This window comes from Sphingomicrobium marinum, from assembly GCF_026157105.1.
GTDB lineage: Bacteria > Pseudomonadota > Alphaproteobacteria > Sphingomonadales > Sphingomonadaceae > Sphingomicrobium > Sphingomicrobium marinum.
Map to the genome: position 1 here is coordinate 560,295 of NZ_JANPVQ010000001.1, position 15,384 is coordinate 575,678.

General features: G+C 63.7%; 15 protein-coding genes and 1 tRNA gene. 11 read left to right on the forward strand and 5 right to left on the reverse strand.

Annotated elements, in window-relative coordinates:
• The first annotated feature begins 37 nt into the window (after positions 1-37).
• Genes hslV through hslU form a run of 4 tightly spaced genes read left to right on the forward strand, consistent with a single transcriptional unit; the run spans position 38 to position 3,586 of the window.
• Positions 38-571 (forward strand): ATP-dependent protease subunit HslV, encoded by a 534-nt coding sequence (gene hslV / locus NUX07_RS02860; protein WP_265528688.1) that lies wholly within the window; start codon positions 38-40, stop codon positions 569-571.
• 16 nt (positions 572-587) lie between these two features.
• Positions 588-1,124 carry a GNAT family N-acetyltransferase gene (locus NUX07_RS02865; protein WP_265528690.1) on the forward strand — a complete coding sequence of 179 codons (537 nt, stop codon included), beginning with the start codon at positions 588-590 and terminating at the stop codon, positions 1,122-1,124.
• Positions 1,117-2,226: an FAD-dependent oxidoreductase gene (locus tag NUX07_RS02870; RefSeq protein ID WP_265528692.1), complete on the forward strand. Its 1,110-nt coding sequence runs from the start codon at positions 1,117-1,119 to the stop codon at positions 2,224-2,226. The genes NUX07_RS02865 and NUX07_RS02870 overlap by 8 nt, the downstream gene beginning before the upstream one ends.
• A gap of 31 nt (positions 2,227-2,257) precedes the next feature.
• Positions 2,258-3,586 carry an ATP-dependent protease ATPase subunit HslU gene (hslU, locus tag NUX07_RS02875; protein ID WP_265528694.1) on the forward strand — a complete coding sequence of 443 codons (1,329 nt, stop codon included), beginning with the start codon at positions 2,258-2,260 and terminating at the stop codon, positions 3,584-3,586.
• Here the strand turns inward: hslU and NUX07_RS02880 are convergent.
• Both NUX07_RS02880 and NUX07_RS02885 read right to left on the reverse strand, forming a co-directional pair.
• On the reverse strand, positions 3,583-4,287 hold the full coding sequence (locus NUX07_RS02880) for a TIGR02117 family protein (protein WP_265528695.1): 705 nt from the start codon (positions 4,285-4,287) through the stop codon (positions 3,583-3,585). The genes hslU and NUX07_RS02880 overlap by 4 nt on opposite strands.
• Before the next feature lie 127 nt (positions 4,288-4,414).
• Positions 4,415-4,491: transfer RNA gene (locus NUX07_RS02885), tRNA-Pro, on the reverse strand.
• A 168-nt stretch (positions 4,492-4,659) separates the two neighbouring features.
• Between NUX07_RS02885 and yajC the strand changes: the two genes are divergently transcribed.
• The 7 genes from yajC (at position 4,660) to ligA (ending at position 12,855) form a co-directional block, all read left to right on the forward strand.
• A complete protein-coding gene (gene yajC, locus NUX07_RS02890; RefSeq protein ID WP_265528696.1) occupies positions 4,660-4,989 on the forward strand; it encodes a preprotein translocase subunit YajC in 330 nt (109 codons plus the stop codon).
• A complete protein-coding gene (gene secD, locus NUX07_RS02895; protein ID WP_265528698.1) occupies positions 4,989-6,581 on the forward strand; it encodes a protein translocase subunit SecD in 1,593 nt (530 codons plus the stop codon). The genes yajC and secD overlap by 1 nt, the downstream gene beginning before the upstream one ends.
• Before the next feature lie 12 nt (positions 6,582-6,593).
• The gene (gene secF, locus NUX07_RS02900; protein ID WP_265528699.1) at positions 6,594-7,568 is read left to right on the forward strand and encodes a protein translocase subunit SecF; all 975 of its coding nucleotides are present in this window, start codon (positions 6,594-6,596) and stop codon (positions 7,566-7,568) included.
• A gap of 73 nt (positions 7,569-7,641) precedes the next feature.
• Complete coding sequence (locus tag NUX07_RS02905) at positions 7,642-8,409, forward strand: outer membrane protein assembly factor BamD (protein ID WP_265528701.1); 768 nt, start codon at positions 7,642-7,644, stop codon at positions 8,407-8,409.
• A 7-nt stretch (positions 8,410-8,416) separates the two neighbouring features.
• Complete coding sequence (gene recN / locus NUX07_RS02910; RefSeq protein WP_265528704.1) at positions 8,417-10,069, forward strand: DNA repair protein RecN; 1,653 nt, start codon at positions 8,417-8,419, stop codon at positions 10,067-10,069.
• Positions 10,066-10,797: a dienelactone hydrolase family protein gene (locus tag NUX07_RS02915; protein WP_265528706.1), complete on the forward strand. Its 732-nt coding sequence runs from the start codon at positions 10,066-10,068 to the stop codon at positions 10,795-10,797. The genes recN and NUX07_RS02915 overlap by 4 nt, the downstream gene beginning before the upstream one ends.
• A 15-nt stretch (positions 10,798-10,812) precedes the next feature.
• Positions 10,813-12,855: an NAD-dependent DNA ligase LigA gene (gene ligA, locus NUX07_RS02920; protein ID WP_265528708.1), complete on the forward strand. Its 2,043-nt coding sequence runs from the start codon at positions 10,813-10,815 to the stop codon at positions 12,853-12,855.
• Here ligA and NUX07_RS02925 read toward each other — a convergent pair.
• From NUX07_RS02925 to NUX07_RS02935, 3 genes are read right to left on the reverse strand one after another with little or no spacing between them, the layout of a single operon-like run.
• Positions 12,852-13,742: a 50S ribosomal protein L11 methyltransferase gene (locus NUX07_RS02925; RefSeq protein ID WP_265528710.1), complete on the reverse strand. Its 891-nt coding sequence runs from the start codon at positions 13,740-13,742 to the stop codon at positions 12,852-12,854. The genes ligA and NUX07_RS02925 overlap by 4 nt on opposite strands.
• A complete protein-coding gene (gene bla / locus NUX07_RS02930; RefSeq protein ID WP_265528711.1) occupies positions 13,739-14,641 on the reverse strand; it encodes a subclass B3 metallo-beta-lactamase in 903 nt (300 codons plus the stop codon). The genes NUX07_RS02925 and bla overlap by 4 nt, the downstream gene beginning before the upstream one ends.
• Positions 14,642-14,651: 10 nt before the next feature.
• Positions 14,652-15,371: an SDR family NAD(P)-dependent oxidoreductase gene (locus tag NUX07_RS02935; RefSeq protein ID WP_265528712.1), complete on the reverse strand. Its 720-nt coding sequence runs from the start codon at positions 15,369-15,371 to the stop codon at positions 14,652-14,654.
• Positions 15,372-15,384 lie beyond the last annotated feature (13 nt).

Genomic DNA, 15,384 nt, shown 5'->3' on the forward strand with positions numbered 1-15,384 from the left:
CTTGCGCTCCTGACGCGCGCTCCCCACATTCGCCTCCATGGAACAATATCACGGAACGACGATCCTCGGCGTGAAGCGCGAGGGGAAGACGGTGATCGCGGGGGACGGTCAGGTATCGCTTGGCAATACCGTCATCAAACCCAACGCCACCAAGGTTCGCCGGCTCGGCTCCGAAGGCAAGGTCATCGGCGGCTTTGCCGGCGCCACGGCGGATGCCTTCACGCTGTTCGAGCGGCTCGAAAAGAAGCTCGAGGCGCATAACGGCAAGCTACTGCGTGCCGCGGTCGAACTCGCCAAGGACTGGCGCACCGACAAGTATCTCAGAAATCTCGAGGCGATGATGATTGTCGCCGACGCCGACACGCTGCTGGTAATCACCGGCAACGGCGACGTGCTCGAGCCCGAGGCCGGGATCACCGCGATCGGATCGGGCGGCAATTACGCTCTGAGCGCGGCGCGCGCGCTGGCCGAATACGAGCCCGATCCTGAGAAACTGGCGCGCAAGGCGATGCAGATCGCCTCTGAAATTTGCGTCTTCACCAATAATAATCTGGTCGTCGAAACCGTTTAGCGACTAAAGTGCAGCGATGCTGCGCTCCCGCCTAGCGACCATTGATGACCTGCCGCAATTGCGCGCGATCATGGCGCTTGCGATCGATACCTTGCAGGATGACTTTCTCGATCCGGCACAAGTGCGCGCGAGCCATGCCGTCATGGGGTTGGATACCCAGCTGATCGACGATGGCACCTACTTCGTCATCAAGGAGGACGAGATCGTGGGCTGCGGCGGCTGGGGCCGACGGCGTACGCTTTATGGCGGCGATCATAGCGCGGCCTTGCGCAGCAACGACTTGCTCGACCCCTCCAGCGAGCCTGCGCGGATCCGTGCAATGTACACACATCCCGATCATGTCCGACGCGGGATCGGGCGGATGGTGCTCGCGCTTTCCGAAGGGGCGGCGGCGCGCGAAGGTTTCACGCGGTGCGAGCTGATGTCGACGCTCGCGGGCGAACCGCTTTATGCCGCCTGCGGATACAAGCGCGTGGTCGAAGAGAATGCGTCGATCGATGGCGTGATCGTGCCCCTCGTCCTGATGGAAAAAGATATCGCGGACGATGGCTGACGTCGACGCCCGACCAGTTGCACTGGATCGCCGAACCTTCCTTGCCGCATCGGGGGCTACTTTTGTCGCGGGCTGCGCCTCCACACCGCGCGTGCGTACGCCAGACATGCAGTGCCTGCCGCGCATTGACGCGTCGCCCGACCGGGTGGTGCGGACCGTGGCCGGGCTGCGGCCCTATCGCGACAGCGGCTTCGTGGTGTCGTCGCAGATGCTGGACGACAGCTTGCTCGTCCACAATTACGGTCACGGCGGCGCGGGGATCACGCTCAGTTGGGGCAGTAGCGAACTCGCAGTGAACCTCGGCAGCATCGTCGATCGCGGCGCGGCGGCGGTGATCGGCGCGGGCGTGATGGGGCTGACGACCGCGCGGCTGCTGCAGGAACGCGGCCAACAGGTCACGCTCTACACCGACAAGCTTCCCGAAGAGACGACGAGCTGGGTCTCGGGCGGGCAGATTCATCCGGCGAGCCATTATCGCGGCGGCGCGGTGACCGACGGGTGGCGCCAGCAATATGCGGCGGCGATGGCGATCAGCTGGAAGCGTTTCCTGGCGCTCGATCCCTCGACCTACGGCATTCGCTGGCACGACACCTACCAGCAGTCGCGCCGCGCGCCGCCCGAATGGATGCGGCCCTATTATCCCGGTTTCACGATGGTCGAAGGACCGCAAAACCCTTTCCCGCTGCCCCACATGCAGCGATATCGCACCATGTATGTCGAAGTCCCGCGTTTCCTGACGCACTCGAAGGCAGACGTGCTGCAGGCGGGCGGGCGTATCAAGGTACGGCGCTTCGAAACGCTGGCCGATGTCGCAGCGCTCGGCGAGCAGCTCGTCTTCAACTGCACGGGCTTGGGGGCACGCGAGTTGCTTGGCGATACGCAGCTGCAGCCGATGCGCGGGCAACTGGCCATTCTCCAGCCCGACCCGCGGATCGACTATGCCTATTCTCTCAGCGTGGGATACATGTTCCCGCGGCCTGACGGGATCATCCTAGGCGGCACCTTCGAACGCGGCGAGGAGCGCGCGGTGACGACGACGGGCGCCATCGCGTCCATCCTCGCTTCGCATCGCCAGCTCAATGGCGAGAGCTGCGCCGCTTGAAGCTGGGGCCAAGGCTCCCCAAATTCACGGCATGAACCAACCTTTCCAGATCGTAGAACCCAACGCCGACCCGTTGACGCCGCGCGCCATCGTCGCGGCGCTCGACGAACATATTATCGGCCAGAAGGAGGCCAAGAAGGCGGTCGCGGTCGCACTGCGCAATCGCTGGCGTCGGCAGCAGTTGAGCGATGAGCTCAAGGCCGAGGTCACGCCCAAGAACATCCTCATGATCGGGCCGACCGGGTGCGGCAAAACCGAGATTTCGCGGCGGCTGGCCAAGCTTGCCGATGCGCCTTTCGTGAAGGTCGAGGCAACCAAGTTCACCGAGGTCGGCTATGTCGGGCGCGATGTCGAACAGATTGCGCGCGACCTGGTCGAGGACGCGGTGCGGCTCGAGCGCGACCGGCGCCGCGAGGCGGTGAAGGAAGCCGCGCAGGACGCGGCGATCGAGACGCTGCTCGATGCGCTGGTCGGCAAAGGTGCGTCCGAAGCGACGCGGCAGAGCTTCCTCAAGCGGCTCGACGATGGCTCGCTCGACGAGACCGAGGTCGAGATCGAGGTTTCCGAAGCCCCGCAGATGCCGTTCGACATGGGTGGCAACGGCCAGATGGGCATGATCAACCTGTCTGACATGATGTCCAAGCTTTCGGGCCAGATGCCCAAGAAGAAGCGCAAGCTGAAGGTAAAGGCAGCGTTCGAACGCCTCGTCGAAGAAGAAGCCGACAAGCGCCTAGACATGGACGATGTGAACCAGACGGCGCTCGAAAATGCCGAAAGCAACGGGATTGTATTTCTCGACGAGATCGACAAGATCGCGGTCAGCGATGTGCGCGGCGGCTCGGTGAGCCGTGAGGGCGTCCAGCGCGACCTCTTGCCGCTGATCGAAGGCACGACGGTGTCGACCAAATACGGGCCGCTCAAGACCGATCACATCCTCTTTATCGCCTCTGGTGCGTTCCATGTGGCCAAGCCCTCGGACATGCTGCCCGAACTGCAGGGCCGCTTGCCGATTCGCGTCGAACTGCGCGCGTTGACCAAGGAGGACTTCGAGGCGATCCTCAAGGACACGCGCGCCTCGCTGACCGAGCAATATCGCGCGCTGCTGGCGACCGAGGATGTCACGATCGACTTTACCGACGACGCCATCGCCAAGCTTGCGGAGATCGCGGCCGACGTGAACGAGACGGTCGAGAATATCGGCGCGCGGCGGCTGCAGACGGTGATGGAGAAGCTGCTCGAAGACGTGAGCTTCACCGCCGAGGAAAAAAAGGGGCAGACGATCACGATCGATGCCGATTTCGTTGCCGAGCAGCTCGCCGAGATTGCCGGCGATACCGACCTCAGCCGCTACGTCCTCTAGGGCGCGTCGGGTTCCCGGTACCGCCAGGGAAGCCCCTTGGAAAAGGGGCTCCAAAGGCTGGTTTCGACGCCTGCAATTCTCAAGCGCTCGGCGACCCACTGGTTGCACGTCTTCACCAGGTTGAAGGGTCCCGTGCCTTCATAAAAGGCATCCGAGCCGAAATAGCCTTCAACGCCGAGCCGCTGTGCGCTGCCGTCTTCCTGCAGTTCGAAGGTTTCGCGGGCGGCAGCGAAGAGGCGGCGATATTCGGCCTCGGTGAGGCGCAGTTCCGCGGCGGTCCAGTCTTCGGGGCGGGTGACCCATTGCACGTGCATCACCCGGTCGCCGCTGAGCATTGAATTGAGCGCGATCTCGGGCCTCAGATCGGCCCAGTCCTTCGCAGTGGTGTAGATGCCCCTGTCGCCAGCGCCGATCATCACCCAGTCGGCATCGTACCAGCGCGGATCGGCAATGTCGGTCGGCGAGAACAGCGGGCGCCAGTTTACGCCCGCGGCTTCGACCGGGAAGACGATGTCGAGGTGAACGCCGTTATCCGAAAGATAGATGGTGACGCCCTCTTCGGGCTCCTCCCAGCCGCTATTGACCGGGATGACGCTGCCCAGCATTGCGAGCCCGATATAACTGGCGAGCGGAATCAGGATGATTGCCGCCAGGGTCTTGGCGAGTTGCTTGACGCGGGACGGTTTTTTGCGGCGGGGCATGGGGCAGCTTTTTCAGATGGCGTCGCTGAAGGGAAGCGTTGTGCGACGAAGCGCGACATCCGTCGGCGACCATTTTCTTTCCAGACGCAAATGTCTCCGGACATTCGCTCTTTGTCTGGAAAGAAAATGGTCGGGGAGACAGGATTCGAACCTGCGACCCCCACACCCCCAGTGTGATGCGCTACCAGGCTGCGCTACTCCCCGACCGGCCGCGAACTTGTTTCGGTGTCGCGGCGAGGGCGCTCCCTAGCGCCGTCGGCGAGGCAGTGCAACATTCTTGGCAGGGTCTTGATCAGATGATAGGGCGCTCCCACGTCTTTGCCGGGGGAAGGTATGCCAACCCGGCTATCTCCGAGAGAATAGAGCTTCACGATGATCCAACCTGCTTTCCTGATGGCTGCTGCCGCCCCAACGGGCGCTGGTGGTTTCCTCGTCCAGATCATGCCGCTGGTGCTGATCTTCATCATCTTCTGGTTCCTGCTGATCCGTCCGCAGCAAAAGCGGATGAAGGAACATCAGCAGATGGTCATGGCCGTCAAGAAGGGCGACCGCGTCGTTACCGGCGGCGGGCTGCTCGGCAAGGTCAGCAAGGTCACCGATGACGAAGTGGAGATCGAATTGGCGCAGGGCGTGAAGGTCAAGGCCGTCAAGTCGACGCTCCAGACCGTCATCGATCCCAAGGCAAAAGCGGCGAACGACTAATGCTCGATTTTCCCCGTTGGAAGGTGATCGCCATTTGGTTGATCATTTTCGCTGGCGTCTTCCTGTCGATTCCCAGCCTGATGAACGAAGAGCAGCGCGCGGCCTATTGGCCCGAGCCGTTGCCCCAATCGACGATCAGCCTCGGGCTCGATCTTGCAGGTGGTTCGTACCTGCTGCTCGAAGCCGATGCGGCAGATGCGCAAGTGCAGCGCCTCCAGCGAATGGAAGACCTCATCCAGACGACGATGCGCCAGAACGAGCGTATCCGGATCGGCGACGTCTCGACCGCGGGCGGCCGCGTCTCCTTCATGGTGCGCGATGCCACCCGCGTGGATGCGGCGGTCGAACGGCTGCGCGCCGAGACTGCGCCGGTTGCGCTCACTGGCCAGCGTAACTGGGACATCACGGTCGAAGATTCCACGCGCGTCGTCGCGACGCCGACGGAGAGCGGCGCACAAGCCGAGCTTGAAGAAGCGATGACGGTCGCGCGCGATGTCGTGCGCCGCCGTATCGACCCGTCGGGCACCAAGGAAATTACGGTCCGGACGCAGGGCGATAACCGCGTGCTCGTGCAGGTGCCGGGCATCGAGGATCCCGAGGCGCTCAAGGAACTGATCGGGCAGACCGCCCGCCTCGAATTCAAGCTGGTCGATCTCGACGCCGATCCCACGCTGACCGCGCAGGGCCGCGCCTCGCCGGGTAGCGAGGTGCTGCCGTTTGCCGACGGCACCGGCAACATCGCGGTCCAGCGCCGCGTCATGGTGTCGGGCGAAAATGTCGTGCGCGCGCAGCAGGCCTTCGATCAGGACAACAATGCGGTCGTATCGATCACCTTCGATACGCAGGGCGCGCGCCGTTTCGGCCGCGTCACGCAGGAAAATGTCAACAAGCCTTTCGCCATCATTCTCGATGGCCAGGTGCTTTCGGCCCCCAACATCAACGAACCGATCCTGGGTGGTCAGGCGCAGATTTCGGGCGGCTTTACCGTCGATAGCGCCAACCAGCTGGCGATCGCGCTGTCATCGGGCAAGCTGCCCGTGAAGCTGAACGTGGTCGAGGAACGCACCGTTTCGGGCGATCTTGGCGCCGATTCGATCGACAAGGGCATGAAAGCCTCGGCGCTCGCCGTCGTGCTGGTGCTGCTCTACATGCTGATCACCTACGGCCGCTTCGGCGTCTATGCGAACATGGCGCTGCTCATCAACGCCTTCATGATCCTGTCGGTCATGGCGATTTTCAACGCGACGCTGACGCTGCCCGGCATTGCCGGCTTCATCCTCACCATCGGTGCGGCGGTCGACGCCAACGTGCTGATCAACGAACGCATCCGCGAGGAATTGCGACGCGGGCGCAAGATCAGGGATGCGGTCGAACATGGCTACAAGGAAGCTTCGACCGCGATTTTCGACGCCAACATCACCAACACCATCGCCGCGGCGCTGATGTTCTACTTCGGTTCGGGCCCGATTCGCGGGTTCGCGGTCGTGCTTCTGATCGGCATCATCACCTCGGTCTGGACCGCGGTGACCTTCACCCGGATGATGGTCACGCTCTGGCTCAACAAGTCGCGCCCCAAGGCGCTCAACATTTAAGGGTCAGGTACGATGAAACTTCTCAAACTCGTCCCGGACAATACGAACATTGACTTCATGCGCTGGCGCAAGGTCGCGATTTTCCTGACCATGGCGCTGGCCGTTGCGGGGTTCGTGATTACTGGCGTGCGCGGCCTCAACCTCGGGATCGACTTCGTCGGCGGCCAGGTCGTCGTGGCGGAATTCGCCGACGATGTGCAGATCGAGGATTTACGCGCCGATGTCGCCACGATCGGTGCGGGGGCCGCCTCCATCCAGCAATTTGGCGACGAACGCACCTACCAGATTCGCCTTCCCAAACCGGAAGGGTCGGTCAATGACGGCTCCGCCAACCAGGTTGTCAGCGAACTGCGCACCATGCTGGAAACCGAGCATCCGGGCGTCGACGTTGGCGCGGCACAATCGGTGTCGGGCAATGTCAGCGAAGAGCTGGCGCGTGATGGCGCGCTGTCGCTGATCTTCGCGATGATGGGTATCGCCGCCTATATCTGGATTCGCTTCGAATGGCAGTTCGGCGTGGGCGCGCTCGCAACGCTGTTCCACGATATCGGCCTGCTGCTCGCTTTCTTTTCGATCACGCGGCTGGAGGTCGACCTCAACATCGTTGCCGCCTTCCTGACGGTGGTGGGCTATACGCTCAACGATACTGTCGTGATCTATGACCGCATCCGCGAAAACCTGCGCAAATTCCGCAAGATGGGGATTGTCCCGCTGATCAACCTGTCGCTCAACGAGACGCTGTCGCGCACCATCACGACGTCGGTCGCGCTGCTGCTGGCGATCGGGGCGCTGCTGGTACTTGGCCCCGAAGTAATCTTCGGCCTGACCATCGCGATTTTCCTGGGACTGTTCATCGGCACCTATTCGTCGATCTACATCTCGGCGCCGATGCTGGTGTTCCTTGGCGTGACCCCGGACAGCTTCGTCCATGACGACGACGGCAAGGAACAGCCGCGGGGCCCGAAGACCGAAGCCATCGGCGGTTAATGCGAGGCATTTAAGAGGACGACTGGCCGTTTGCGTGCTTGGCGAGGGCCTTCGCGCTGGCTAAGGAGAGATCATGTTGAAAAAGACCGCCCTTTTCGCCCTGCCCGTCATCCTTGGCCTGTCGGCCTGTGCCGGCGGCGGCGCTCGCGTCGATACCGAATATGTCGCCCGCGACGTCGGTACGCTCTATTCGCTCGCCAAGAGCCGCGCCGATCGTGGCGACTGGAAGGACGCGGCTTTGCTGTTCCTCGAAGTGGAACGCCAGCATCCCTATTCGGTCTGGGCACGCCGCGCGCAGCTGATGGGCGCGTTCGCGCACTACATGGACAAGAATTATATCGAAGCGACGGGCGCCGCCCAGCGCTTCCTGACGGTTCATCCGGGTAACAAGGACGCGCCTTATGCGACCTACCTGATCGCGATGTCCTATTACCAGCAGATCGAGGACATCCAGCGCGACCAGCGTATTTCGGAGCAGGCGCGCGATGCCTTCAACACGCTGGTGCGGCGTCATCCCAACACGCCTTATGCGGCCGATGCGCGGCTGAAGCTTGACCTCATCAACGATCACCTCGCCGGCAAGGAAATGGAGATCGGTCGCTTCTATCAGGATCAGCGGCAGTGGTTGCCGGCGACGATGCGGTTCCGCCGCGTGATCGACAATTTCCAGACGACCAGCCATGCACCCGAAGCGCTGCATCGCCTGGTCGAAAGCTATCTGGCCCTCGGTATCCCGGCAGAAGCGCAGAAGGCTGCGGCAGTGCTTGGTGCCAACTATCCGGACAGCGAATGGTATGAACGCACTTACCGGCTGATCAACCGGCACGTTCCGCAGAGCTAAACCGTCCATGCTGAGCCGCCTGTCGATCCGCGACGTGGTGCTGGTCGAGCGGCTCGACCTTAATTTCGACGCAGGCCTTTGCGTGCTTACCGGGGAGACCGGTGCGGGCAAGTCTATCCTGCTCGATGCGCTGGGGCTGGCGCTGGGCGCGCGCGCCGATAGCCGGCTGGTTCGCGCCGGCGCCGACCAGGCGCAGGCGATGGCGGAAATCGAGGTTCCTGCCGGTCATGCCGCATTGGCGCTGCTCGACGAACAAGGCATCGAACCCGAGCCCGGCGAGCCCATCCTCCTTGCGCGCACGGTAAAAGCCGATGGCGGAAGCCGAGCACGTGCTTGCGGGGCGAGCATCGCTGCCGGTGCCTTGCGCGATGTCGGCGCGGCGCTGGTGGAAATCCATGGGCAGCATGACGAACGCGGCTTGCTCGATGCCAAGGGGCACCGGGCAATGATCGACGCGTTTGGCAAGATCGAGACGCGCACCGTTGCCGCCGCATGGGACGCGTTGTCGCAGGCCAAGGCGCGCCACGCCGAAGTGAAGGGAGAGGTCGAGGCTGCCGAGGCCGATCGCGATTTTCTCGATCATGCAGTGGCCGAGCTGGATGAACTCAACCCGCAGGCTGGCGAGGAAGAGGAATTGGCGACGATGCGCCAGCGCCAGAAGGATGCGGCCAAGGTCGAGGAGGACCTCGAAGAGCTCGACCCATTGTTGTCGGGTGCAGAAGGTGCGCTCGCGCAGATGCGGCAGGCGGCGCGGCGATTGCAGCGGGTAAGCGAACTGCACCCCGCGCTGGCCGAAGCGTTGGCGGCGACCGATCGCGCCATCATCGAAGCCGATAGCGCGGAGGAGAGCATCATCGAGGCCCGCCGCGAACTGATGCACAGCCCCGCCGATCTCGATGCCGCCGAAGAGCGACTATTCGCGATCCGCGGGCTGGCGCGCAAGCACCGCGTCGAGGCGGACGCGCTGCCCCAGTTGCTTGCGGACATGCAGCAAAAGCGCGATGCCATCGCTACGGGGGCGGAGCGGCTCGCGGCACTCGAGAAAACAATTAAGGATGCCGAGGCCGCTTACGATGCGGCGGCGCTGAAAGTCAGCGAAGCGCGCAGGGCCGCTGGCGAAAAGCTCGATGCGCGGGTGGCGGATGAACTGAAGCCGCTCAAGCTCGATGCCGCGCAATTCAGGACCGACATCCGCGAAGGCGAGTCGGGGCCGCAGGGGCGCGACAGCGTCGAGTTCACCATCTCGACCAACCCGGGCTCGCCCTTCGGACCGCTCAGCAAGATTGCCTCGGGGGGCGAATTGTCGCGCTTCATCCTCGCGCTCAAGGTGGCGCTGGCGGAGGTCGGCAGCGCGGGCGCGATCATCTTCGACGAAATCGATCGCGGCGTCGGCGGCGCGGTGGCGAGTGCCATCGGTGAACGGCTGGCGCGGCTGGCCACTGAAGCGCAGGTACTGGTCGTGACCCACTCCCCGCAGGTGGCGGCGCGCGCGGCGCATCATTATCGCATCGAAAAATCGAGCGACGGCACGGTCACGCGCACCAGCGTCGCCAAGCTAGATGAGGCGGAACGCCGCGAGGAGATCGCGCGTATGCTTTCGGGCAGCGCAATCACCGACGAAGCGCGCGCACAGGCAGAAAAACTGATGGAGGCGGCATGAATCGCAGCGAATTGAGCCAGGACTATGAGGGCAAGCAGCTATCCCATCTGGTGTTCGAAGATGGCTCGGGCGTGGCGCGGCCCGGCGTGGTCATCCTTCCGAGCTTCGCCAATCGCGGGCCGCTCGAGGAAGAGTTTGCCGCCAAGCTGGTAGACCTTGGTTATTCGGCGCTCGTCGCGGACATTTACGGCGCGGACATGATTGGCATCGATGTCGGTGAAGACGAAGGCAAGCAAAAGGCCTTCGACACGATGAACGAGAAGATGGAAGATCGCGGCGCCTATGCAAAGCAGCAGGCGGCGATCCTCGATTTTGCCAAGGGTCTCGATGCTTTTGACGGCAACAAGATGGCCGTCATGGGCTTTTGTTTCGGCGGGCTATGCACGCTCGACCTGGCGCGGTCGGGCGCGGACTTCAAGGTCGCGGGCTCCTTCCATGGACTGCTCACCATCCCCAACTTCAAGACGCAGGAGATCAAGGCCAAGGTCGCCGTCTTCCACGGCTGGGACGATCCCATGGCGCCGCCCGCCGATGTCGTCGCGCTGGGGCAGGAATTGACCGAACAGGGCGCATGCGACTGGCAGATCCACGCTTATGGCGGCGTCGGCCACGCCTTCACCAATCCCAACGCAAGCAAGCTTGGCATCGACAATGTTGCGCACGATGCAACCGCTGCGGCGCGTAGCTGGGACAGTTTCTGCGACTTGTTGAGCGAAACGCTGCGCTAGGCTAGCGCGGGTCCAATGACCGATCCCGCCAAGATGACCGAGGCCGAGGCGGCCAATCGCCTGATGCGGCTGGCGCGCGAGATCGCGCGGCACGATGCCGCCTATCACGATCGCGACGATCCCGAGATTTCGGACGCCGACTATGACGCGCTGGTCGCCGAGAACAAGGCGATCGAAGCGGCCTTCCCGCATCTGGTGCGCGACGATAGTCCGTCGAAGAAGGTCGGGCATGTGCCGTCATCGCCGTTATCGAAGGTCACGCACGCGCAGGCGATGCTGAGCCTCGACAATGCGTTCAGCGATGATGATGTCCGCGAATTCGTGGCGCGAGTGCGGCGCTTTCTTAGCCTCAACGAAGACGAGCCGGTGGTGCTGACCGCCGAACCCAAGATCGATGGCCTGTCCTGCTCGCTGCGCTACGAAGGCGGCAAGCTGGTGCTTGCGGCGACGCGCGGGGACGGGACGGTGGGCGAGGACGTGACCGCGAATGCGCGCACGATCGGCGATATTCCGGAAACGCTGAAGGGCGCGCCCGACGTGCTCGAAGTGCGCGGCGAAGTCTATATGGCGAAGGAAGACTTCGCGTCGCTCAATGCGCGGCAGGAGGAGGCGGGTGGCAAGATCTTTGCCAACCCGCGCAATGCCGCCGCGGGTAGCTTTCGCCAGAAGGATGCCAGCGTCACGGCGTCGCGCCCGCTGCGTTTTTACGTGCATGGCTGGGGCGAGATCAGCGCGGTGCCCCGCGATACCCAGGCGCAGATGGTCGCATGGCTCGAAGGGCTGGGCTTTCCCGTCGCCGACTATTTCAAGCGGTGCGAGAGCGTGGACGAGGCGCTTGCCGTCTATGCCGAGATCGGCTCGGCGCGTGCGGGGCTGAGCTACGATATCGACGGCGTCGTCTACAAGGTCGACCGGCTCGACTGGCAGGAGCGCCTCGGCAAGGTCGCCAAGGCGCCGCGCTGGGCGCTCGCGCACAAATTTCCCGCCGAGCAGGCCGAGACCACGCTCAACGCGATCGAGATCCAGGTCGGGCGCACGGGCAAGCTGACCCCGGTCGGGCGGCTCGAACCAGTGGGTGTGGGCGGCGTGATCGTCTCCAACGTGACGCTGCACAATTTCGACGAGATCGATCGGCACCGGCTGCGCGCGGGCGACCGCGTCAAGATCCAGCGCGCGGGTGATGTCATCCCGCAGGTGGTCGAAAATCTCGATTATGACGACAGCCGCGAGCCCTATCCGCGCCCGCAGGCTTGCCCCGAATGCGACAGCGAGGCAGTAGCCGAGGAGGGCGAGGTCGACATCCGCTGCACCGGCGGCCTGATTTGTCCGGCGCAAAGATTTGAACGTCTGAAACATTTCGTCTCGCGTGGGGCGATGGACATTGACGGGCTTGGCGCCAAGTCGATCGAGGAGTTCCTCGAACTGGGATGGATCAGGAAGCCATCGGATATTTTCACGCTACGCGAGCATCGCGATGAACTGCTGGCGCGCGAAGGCTGGCAGGAAAAGTCGGTCGACAACCTCCTCGCCGCAATTGACGCGCGCAGGGGGTTCGATCCCGGCCGCTTTCTCTTTGGCCTGGGCATCCGCCATGTCGGCGCGGTCACTGCCAAGGATCTCGTCAAAGCCTTTGGTTCGGTCGCGGCGCTGGAGGAAGCGGCGCGTTCGGACAATGCGCTTGAGCAGTTGGTCAACGTCGATGGCGTCGGCGAAGTGGTGGCGCAGGCGGTCATCGACTTCTTTCACGAACCGCATAACCGCGAAGAGGTCGCGCTGTTGCTTAAGCGCGCCGCGCCCGCCGACTATGTCAGCGACGTCCAGGACACCGCGTGGAGCGGAAAGACGATCGTCTTCACCGGCAAGCTGGAAAGCGTCAGCCGCGACGAGGCCAAGGCGCAGGCCGAACGCATGGGCGCCAAAGCGGCGGGCTCGGTTTCATCGAAGACCGATCTGCTGGTGGCAGGGCCGGGGGCAGGCTCGAAGCTCAAGAAGGCGCAGGGCCTCGGCATCCAAGTTATGAGCGAAGAAGAATGGCTCGCCGAAGTGGCGAAAGCTTAGCTCTTCTCCAGCACCAGCACGCGCCACTCGCCCTTACCGCTTTCTTTCACCGTCATGCCGCGTTCTTCGTAGGCGGCGATGACGTCCCTGGCTTGCGTGTCGAGCAGGCCGGCGAGGATGATGGTGCCGCCGGGGGCGATCGCCTTTGTGAATTCCTCGGCGAGTTCCTTCAGCGGGCCCGCGAGAATGTTGGCGATCAGCAGGTCATAGGGCGCGCGTGCGGCGATCATCGGGTGCGCCATGCCATCAGCAGTGGCGAGCAATAGCTGGCCGGCGCCATGACCGATGGCGATCTTATTGATTGCGGCGTTTTCCTCGCTGACGGCCACGGCGACAGGATCGATGTCGGTGGCGATCGCCTTGGCCTGGGGCCACAGCGCGAGCGCGGCGAAGGCAAGCAAGCCGGTGCCGGTGCCGATGTCCGCGACGTTGGAGAAGCTCGCTCCTGCCTGCTCAAGCCGGTCGAGCGCTTCGAGACAGCCCTTGGTGGTGGCGTGCTGGCCGGTGCCGAAGGCGAGGCCCGCGTCGATTTCGAAACTGGTCACGCCGTCGGGGCGCAGGTGATGATGCATCGGCGTGTGGACGAAGAAGCGGCCGGCGCGGATGGGCTCGATGCCGGCCTGACTCATCGTCACCCAGTCGGCATCTTCCAGCCGTTCAAGCTGCGGATTGGCACCTTCTGCCAACTGCTCGAGCAGCTTCATCTCCTCCCAGCCGGGTTCATGGTCGAAATAGGCGTGCAGCTTCCACTGGTCGGGTTTGTCCGGATCGGGTTCGTCCGCGACCAGCACCGGCGGATGCGGATGCGCTTCGAACAGCTTGTCGCCATCGACGCTGACCGCCTCGGCTTCGGCCTTGGTGCAATCAAGGGTGACCTTCCAGCTCATTCGCTTTCCTTTGCAAGCCGCGCGTCGAGGCGAGCGCGCACGCTATTCGCATAATTGACGCACGCGGCTTCGTCGACCAGCGGGGCGCGACCGGCAAAACGGTCAACCATGTCGGACGCCGAAGGATGCGGGGTGAGGAGGAGGTTGCAGGGCGCTTCGGCAACGCGGTCCAGCGCCTTGCGATAGGCAGCGACATAGTTCGCATCGTCGCTAAAACGATATTGGTCGCTGCTCACGGGCGACAGGCTGTCGGCATAGACGATGCGGTGGCAGGTCGCCTGCTCGCACGCGCCCCAGCGCCAGCTCATTGCGCCGGGCGAATGGCCGGGTGTGGCGATGGCGGTCACCTCGATATTGCCGAGGCGGACGACATCGCCGTCGGTAATCACGCGGTCGACGCTGACCAGCGCCATGGGCGCATGCATCCCCGATTGCGGATCGTTGGGGCGCACCACGCCGCTCGCAAAGACTTGGCTGGCCTCGCTCGATGCATAGAGCGCGGCGCCGGTGAGCGACTTCAGCTTTCCCATGCCGCCGACATGATCGAAATGTTCGTGGCTGTGGAGGAGGACCTTCACGTCATCGAGGTCGAAACCGAGGCGGCGGATGTTGGCGGCAACGACGCTCGCGCGAGCCTCGGTACCGCTGTCGATCAGGACGTGGCCTCCATCGCCGGTGATGAGGATCGCGGCAATGCCGCAAGTCCCGACATAATAGGTATTGCCGTGGATGCGCACCAGCGGGGCGGGCTTGTCCCAATCGTCCCAGTCGGTGCAGGCCTGTCCGAAGGCGGGGCCTGCAGTTTCGATCGGGGCGCGGGGGCGATCAACCTGGCGCGGGGTCGACTGGACCGGAATCTGCGTGACGCAGGCGGAAAGCGCGGCGGTAGTCAGTGCCAACGCTGTCGCCCTAACGAACAAAGCTGGCTCCATTGACGTCGATCACCGCGCCCGTGGCGCTGGGCGGCGCGTCGATGGCAAGCCACCGGATTGTTTCGGCAATCTCTTCGGGCTGCGCGACCTTGCCGAGCGGGATGTCTTCGAGAAGCTTGGGCCCGCCGCGGCTTTCCAGATAATCTTCTGCCATGCCCGTCATGGTGAAGCCCGGCGTCACGGCGAATGCCAAAATGCCTTCTTGCGCATAGCCTCTCGCGATCGTCTTGGTCATCGCGACCATGCCGGCCTTGGCGGCGGCATAATGCCAGTGCTGCGGGCTGTCGCCGCGATAAGCGGCGCGGCTGGCGACATTGACGATGCGCCCGGCATCGTCCGCCTCGCCGACCTCGTGACTGCGGAAATTGGCGATGGCGAGGCGGCACAGATCGGCGCTGGCCTGCAGGTTGACCTGCAACGTCTTCGCCCAAGCCGCGTGCCACTCCTCGTCGCTCGCCTTATCCGATACCGGTTCGAAAATGCCCGCATTGTTGATGAGGACATCGATACGCTCGCCGAGCTGCGCGAAGGCCTGTTCCCACAATTGGCGCGGGGCATCCTTATCGTTGAAATCGGCGGCGATCAGGCCATCGCCGCCCTTGGTCGACTGGCCCGCCACCTTGTGACCTGAGGCTTTCAGCGCCTTGTAGGTGGCCGCGCCGATGCCGCGGCTCGCGCCGGTGAGAAGAATATGCATGGCCCGCTTCTAC

Excerpts from the sequence above, each read along its gene's own strand:
- hslU (WP_265528694.1), top strand. The coding sequence starts at position 2,258 with ATGAACCAACCTTTCCAGATCGTAGAACCCAACGCCGACCCGTTGACG.
- NUX07_RS02865 (WP_265528690.1), top strand. The coding sequence starts at position 588 with ATGCTGCGCTCCCGCCTAGCGACCATTGATGACCTGCCGCAATTGCGC.
- NUX07_RS02915 (WP_265528706.1), top strand. The coding sequence starts at position 10,066 with ATGAATCGCAGCGAATTGAGCCAGGACTATGAGGGCAAGCAGCTATCC.
- secF (WP_265528699.1), top strand. The coding sequence starts at position 6,594 with ATGAAACTTCTCAAACTCGTCCCGGACAATACGAACATTGACTTCATG.
- recN (WP_265528704.1), top strand. The coding sequence starts at position 8,417 with ATGCTGAGCCGCCTGTCGATCCGCGACGTGGTGCTGGTCGAGCGGCTC.
- NUX07_RS02880 (WP_265528695.1), bottom strand. The coding sequence starts at position 4,287 with ATGCCCCGCCGCAAAAAACCGTCCCGCGTCAAGCAACTCGCCAAGACC.
- yajC (WP_265528696.1), top strand. The coding sequence starts at position 4,660 with ATGATCCAACCTGCTTTCCTGATGGCTGCTGCCGCCCCAACGGGCGCT.
- hslV (WP_265528688.1), top strand. The coding sequence starts at position 38 with ATGGAACAATATCACGGAACGACGATCCTCGGCGTGAAGCGCGAGGGG.
- NUX07_RS02935 (WP_265528712.1), bottom strand. The coding sequence starts at position 15,371 with ATGCATATTCTTCTCACCGGCGCGAGCCGCGGCATCGGCGCGGCCACC.
- NUX07_RS02925 (WP_265528710.1), bottom strand. The coding sequence starts at position 13,742 with ATGAGCTGGAAGGTCACCCTTGATTGCACCAAGGCCGAAGCCGAGGCG.
- NUX07_RS02870 (WP_265528692.1), top strand. The coding sequence starts at position 1,117 with ATGGCTGACGTCGACGCCCGACCAGTTGCACTGGATCGCCGAACCTTC.
- NUX07_RS02905 (WP_265528701.1), top strand. The coding sequence starts at position 7,642 with ATGTTGAAAAAGACCGCCCTTTTCGCCCTGCCCGTCATCCTTGGCCTG.
- ligA (WP_265528708.1), top strand. The coding sequence starts at position 10,813 with ATGACCGATCCCGCCAAGATGACCGAGGCCGAGGCGGCCAATCGCCTG.
- secD (WP_265528698.1), top strand. The coding sequence starts at position 4,989 with ATGCTCGATTTTCCCCGTTGGAAGGTGATCGCCATTTGGTTGATCATT.